This window comes from uncultured Dialister sp. (genome assembly GCF_900541605.1).
Lineage (GTDB): Bacteria > Bacillota > Negativicutes > Veillonellales > Dialisteraceae > Dialister.
On record NZ_UQKJ01000116.1, the window covers coordinates 1 to 5,719 of the forward strand.

Here is a 5,719-nt window from a genome sequence, read left to right on the forward strand (position 1 = left end):
CTAGAAGCTAACAGCCCCGTGCGAGTGACTCTACCCGTCAACACCGAATACCAACAGCTCACTGAAATATCGCGCTTTCTCAGCCCTGGTCTCATTTCCATTGCAAAGGGCGGAGATTGGTCTCCGCCCTTTTCCTGCCATTCTTCTTTTTCTATCCTTCCATGCTCCTGTACTTCCTGTATGTCCTATCCTTCCATACTGCCCTTTCCTGCTATCCTGCTGTTATCGATTAAGCGAAAGGAACCCATTTTCCATCCTGTACCTGGAGAACATCCAGATCCATCTTCGGATCCCTGTTTTCATCAAATTCAAACTTACCGGTAGCCCCTTCGAAGTTCTTGATCTGGGCCAGAGCGTCACGGAATTTCTTGCGGTCCGTGGTGCTGCCGGATTTTTCGGCAGCCTCATGCATAATATAGAAAGCATCGTAGGTCTGGGCTGCGAACTGGTCCGGTTCGTGGCCATACTTGGCAACGAAGGCTTTCCGGAAGTTCTGGGCTTTTTCGCTCTTCCGGTCCGGGTTCCACGGCGTAGCTACCATGGTGCCGTTCGCTGCATCACCGGCCTGTTTGATGTACTGGGGGCTGTTGAAGCCGTTGTTGCCGATGATGGGCTGGTTCATACCCATTTCCCTTGCCTTCTTGGCGATGAGGGCGCCTTCCTGGTAGAAACCGGCGATGCAGATCACATCGGGGTTAGCGGCCTGGATCTTTGTCAGCTGTGCGGAGAAGTCCGTATCCTTGTCGGCGAAGGTTTCGGTGGCTACCACATCGATGCCCATGTTCTTGAAGGTTTCCTGGTAAATGGAGTTTTCACCAACCATCTGGTCATTGTTGTTGGAATACATGATGGCTACCTTTGTAAATCCCAGTTTATCATGGGCCTTCTTTACGGTTGCCGGAATGGCCAGCTTGCCGGGGATGGCGTTTCTGAAAATATAATCGCCGATGTCCGTAATCTTCGGTGCCGTGGTGCTGGTGCCGAAGGCTACAATCTTTGCCTGCTGGGCAATGGGGCCGGCGGCGAACATTTCACCGGAGGTCATAGGTCCCTGGATGGCCAGTACCTTATCCTGTTCGATGAGGCGCTTGAATGCGTTAATGGCTTCGGACTTGCTCAGTTTGCTGTCGTAGGTGACGAGGTCAATTTTCATCTTTGTCTTCGGGTCTTTATTGATTTCTTCTACCGCCAGTTCAGCCCCTTCTTTTTCTGCCTGGCCATAAGCGGCGCCTGGGCTGGTGTAGGCGGTAACGAAGCCGAATTTTACGGTCTGTCCTGCAGCGGCTGCGGAAGCGGAAGATGCCGCTTTCTTTTCTCCGCCGCATCCTGCAAATACCCCACATACTGTTGCTGCTGCCATTGCTGCTGCCATTGCTTTCATCCAAGTTTTCATAATGATTTCCTCCCTGTGACTGATAATTTTCCCAAAAATAATCTGTAATCTGCCAACCAAAAAGCCCCCCGCTGCAGTCATCCTGCAGCGAGGGGCGCATATACGCGGTACCACCCTGGTTTATCACTCAGTGGAACGCCGGATATAATGGTTCGTACCAAATAAAAAAGCTCCTGCTCTTCAGACTTTCTGAAGATAGGGGCGAATGTTTTCGCGGTACCACCCTACATTATACTTTGGTGTTCCTGTTCGTAACGTGAATGGACGTTCCAACTTACTTGGTTCGGCTGGAATACTCACGGGTGAGAGTTGATACTGACCTTTTTACCGATTTCCACCAACCATCGGCTCTCTGAAAATAAAGGAAACTATCTTTTTCCCGATCCTTGCATCTCTTTGTTTTCGGTTATGCATAGAGTATAATTCCGCTTTCTCCGTTTGTCAAGGGGGAAAAAACAGAATTAAGATTTGAGATTCCGGATTGCCGTGCTGATGGATAGGGTCATTCACACGGGGGCTTTTAGCTATCAGCTTCTGGCAGCCAGGAAGACTCAACAGCCTACGACACGAATGACTGACGGAAATATCGGATGGATAGCACCGCAGGCCGATCAGCTTTCCTGAAAGCTAACAGCTAGAAGCCCCCGTGCGAATGACTCTATCCATCAGTATGCAAATCCGACACCTCCATAGCTCCCCAAACCTCTTCCCGTTTGGTATAATAAACATAATGTAATCGAAATGTAAAGTTACGGAGTGTGAGAAGAATGAAACCCGAAGGACATTGTACAGTCATAGTAAACCCTACGTCCGGCCATGAACGGGCGCCGCGGTATATACCCCTGCTGCACTCCGTGCTTTCGAAACGGTTTGACGATATCATCATCCGGCTGACAGAAAAGCCCCTGGACGCCACGAACTTCGCCAGGGAAGCCGCGGAACAGGGGCGGGACGTGATCTGCATGGGCGGTGATGGTACCATCAATGAAGTCATCAACGGCATGGTCCCTGTAGATAGTGAATCCACCTTCGGCTTCGTCCCCTTCGGCACGGTGAATGACCTGGCCCGGGCCCTTCACATTCCCCGGTCCCCCCAGGGAGCCATCCGTATGCTGGAGACCGCGGTGAAAACCAATATCGATGTGGGCAAGGTAAATGACCGGTACTTCATCAACGTAGTAGGAGCCGGCAGCATTTCTGAAGCCGTGGGAAAGGTAACCATCAAAGAGAAAACCCTCTTTGGTTCCCTGGCCTACTATATGAAGGGCATGCAGGTGGTATCGAAGCAGAAATCCTATCATTTCCGTATTGAAGAAGATAACGGTACCGTCATCGAAGTGTCCTCTCCCCTCATTGCTGCCATGCTCACGGACTCCGCCGGAAGTTTCCACAACCTCATTCCGCCGGAAGAGCGGAATAAGGGGGTCATCAAGCTCTGCCTGTTCCATGACTTCGAATGGCTCCTGGCACTGAAATCGGCGCCGAAGCTCCTGGCGGGCATGCAGATGGGGCCGGACTTCCTCACCGTAGTAAGCTTCAAGAAGGCCCACCTTTCCATCCGGGAAAATGAACCTCTCGTGACAAACGTGGATGGCGACCTGGGACCCACATTCCCTCTGGACCTGGAAATCCTTCCCTCCCGGCTTCCGGTTTTTGTACCGGCCCATCCGAAGGAAGACCAGGGTATCCTTCCCCGTTTCCTGAAAGCTCCCCATCTCCACCTTCCCTGGGAAGAAGGGACAAAGATTTAAGGAAGCGCTGATTAATTCGCAGAGTCCGATTATACATGTATTTTCATGCAATACTGCGTCATAATCCTCCTTAAATTAAAGACAGGTAAAAATAATACAGACATGAAAAAAGACTCGGAGAAATCATTTCTCCGAGTCTTTTGGTTTGCCCTTTTACGGAATCAGAAGGAATACCGGGCAGTCAGGAAGTAAGTCCTGCCATCGCCGATGTAGTAATGGCTGTTGTTAAGATCTTCATCATAGTAATGACGGTCAAACATATTGTTAATGCCGAACTGGAGGCCAAAGTTCTTATTGAACTGGTAGTTCGTGGACAGATTCATGAGGAAATAAGCATCCCTTGCCCTGAAGTGGCCGCTTTCCTGTCCTGCCGGCGTCCTGTCGGAAATAAACATGCCGTCCAGGTTAATCGTCCAGGGAGCTTTGTTATAGGTTGTTCCCAGATGGAGCAGGTGATGGGGAATATCGTAATTCTTGGCATCTTCGATCTTGCCCACCTGCCAGGTGTAGTTGATATAGGAATTCCATACATCACTGTGGCGCTGGTTCAGGGAAATTTCAAAGCCATGGGTCTTCTCTTCGCCCCGGTTCTGATACTGATAGCCGGCAGAAGTCTTTACGGCGCTTCCGATGTAATCATCGGTTTTGGCATAGAAAACATCTGCATGGATATCGGTCTTATTGTGAATTTTCTTTTTCAGACCCAATTCCCAGGTATCCGTGGTTTCCGGTTTCAGGGCCGGGTTCGGGATATACACGCTTCCCCTGTTGGAATACCGGTATACCTGGTACAGGAGCGGCGGATTGAAGGACTTCCCGTAGGAAACATACACATTGGTATCAGGATTGAAAGCATAATCCAGAGATAACTTCGGAGAGAATTTATTGTAGGATGCGGAGCTGAAATCCTTCTCATCCTGCCCTTTATACTGATTGTATCCGTCATACTTCTTATAATGGTCATACCGGCCACCGATATAGGCTGTCCACTTATTGGAAATAGCCCATTTATCCTGCAGGTACAGGGCATAGCTCTTGTCTTTCCCACCAAGCCACTGGTCTACACCCTTAGAGGCACTGTTCCAGGATTTCCAGTTATAGATGGTATTCTCAATGGTTTCGGAGAATTTATCCTGTGTATAGGCGCCGCCAAGAAGGACCGTATGGGCTCCCCAGTTCCACCGTTTATTGATATCAAAGTTCCATGTCTTAGAGGGATAGGAGGCTTTTTTCCCTGTACCGTCAAGATTACGGTCTAGTCCCCTGGCTGCGGGCTGGGTATATCCGTCCTTGAGATAATCCACCATACCCAGATGGGCATGGATCTTATTCTTCTGGTCGTTGTACGTCAGGGAATGGGTATTATAGGCTCTCCATCCTTTGGTGCCGTAGGAGCTGGCCATCATATTGTCCGTAAAATCTACAGCCGGAAGAAGTACATTTCCCCTGCGGTCACGGACGTAGGAGGTGGGATCATTGTATCTCCAGTCATAGTTGGACCGGGTGAATTTATAGGTCAGTTTCTGGTCTTCATTGAACTCATAACCCACATTGAACCCATAGCTTTCAGACATGACATATTTCTTACCCCGGTCACCCATGATCCGGTTTCCTTTTGCATCGGTCTTATCGGTTGTAAAGGAATATTTTGTCGCAGCAGAAGAGGCACTGTTATAGTAATCATTCCAGCCGTTGGTGATATGGCTGTCATAGAAAGCACCTACAGAGACCTTATCCTTCTTGAATCCCACATTGTATCCCTGGTTCACCGTAGCGTGGCTGCCATAGGTAACATAGGCGGATCCATGGAGTCCATCCTGTTTCTGGGTCTTCGTCATAATATTAATGACGCCACCCACGGCGCGGCCGCCATAAAGGGCAGACTGGCCGCCGGAAACGACTTCGATTTTCCGGATATTATTGACAGGAATCATATTCCAGTCCACATCTCCGTCCCAGGCATTGTTGACCTGCTGGCCATCCACAAGGACCAGGATATTCTTAGAATTATATCCCCGAAGGTTGACTGTACCTTCTGCGGACTGGGATGCAGAAACGCCGGTGACCATGGACACGGCCTGTGCCGTATTCTGGATATTGCGGCTCTGAATTTCCTTTTCCGTTACCACCTGTACGTTAGCCGGTACATCCTGCAGCCGTTCTGCCTGCCGGTTCGCGGTAACCGTGATACCCTTCAGTGCATACACCGGCGTTGAAGATTCAGCAGAAGCCATACCTGCGCCGCCCATGGCAAGGATAGCCATGAGAGCAGCGATTTTCTTTCCTGATAATCTCATCCAAATTACCCCCTGAATATTTATAATGCAAATATAACGATAGCATATTTTACATGATTTGTTAATACATCAAAGAAATATGCTAATTGTATCTCTATATCCTATTATACGCTCCCCGCCAAAAGTGAAAAGATAATTAATGAGCAGGTGAGAAACTGCCAATTTCAGTTTTTGAGCCGTTGGTATTCGGTGTTGACGGGTAGAGTCACTCGCGCGGGGCTGTTAGCTGCTAGCTCCTAGCTTCCAGGAAAGCTCTACAGCCTGCGGCGCCCCCAACA

General features: G+C 49.6%; 3 protein-coding genes and 1 other annotated feature. Of the genes, 1 reads left to right on the plus strand and 2 read right to left on the minus strand.

Going from position 1 to position 5,719, the window contains the following annotated elements:
• Positions 1-229: 229 nt before the first annotated feature.
• A complete protein-coding gene (locus tag QZR21_RS07635) occupies positions 230-1,393 on the minus strand; it encodes an ABC transporter substrate-binding protein (protein WP_296098629.1) in 1,164 nt (387 codons plus the stop codon).
• A 194-nt stretch (positions 1,394-1,587) separates the two neighbouring features.
• Positions 1,588-1,789 (minus strand) — a binding site (T-box leader).
• 371 nt (positions 1,790-2,160) lie between these two features.
• On the opposite strand from QZR21_RS07635, the gene QZR21_RS07640 reads away from it, so the two are divergent.
• Complete coding sequence (locus QZR21_RS07640; protein WP_296098630.1) at positions 2,161-3,144, plus strand: diacylglycerol kinase family protein; 984 nt, start codon at positions 2,161-2,163, stop codon at positions 3,142-3,144.
• 161 nt (positions 3,145-3,305) lie between these two features.
• On the opposite strand, the gene QZR21_RS07645 is transcribed toward QZR21_RS07640, so the two are convergent.
• Positions 3,306-5,441, minus strand: coding sequence for a TonB-dependent receptor (locus tag QZR21_RS07645; RefSeq protein ID WP_296098632.1), 2,136 nt, complete (start codon positions 5,439-5,441; stop codon positions 3,306-3,308).
• Between the last annotated feature and the right edge of the window lie 278 nt (positions 5,442-5,719).

What these genes read in the sequence shown, in the direction of transcription:
- QZR21_RS07645 (WP_296098632.1), bottom strand. Translation starts at nt 5,441, where the DNA reads ATGAGATTATCAGGAAAGAAAATCGCTGCTCTCATGGCTATCCTTGCC.
- QZR21_RS07635 (WP_296098629.1), bottom strand. Translation starts at nt 1,393, where the DNA reads ATGAAAACTTGGATGAAAGCAATGGCAGCAGCAATGGCAGCAGCAACA.
- QZR21_RS07640 (WP_296098630.1), top strand. Translation starts at nt 2,161, where the DNA reads ATGAAACCCGAAGGACATTGTACAGTCATAGTAAACCCTACGTCCGGC.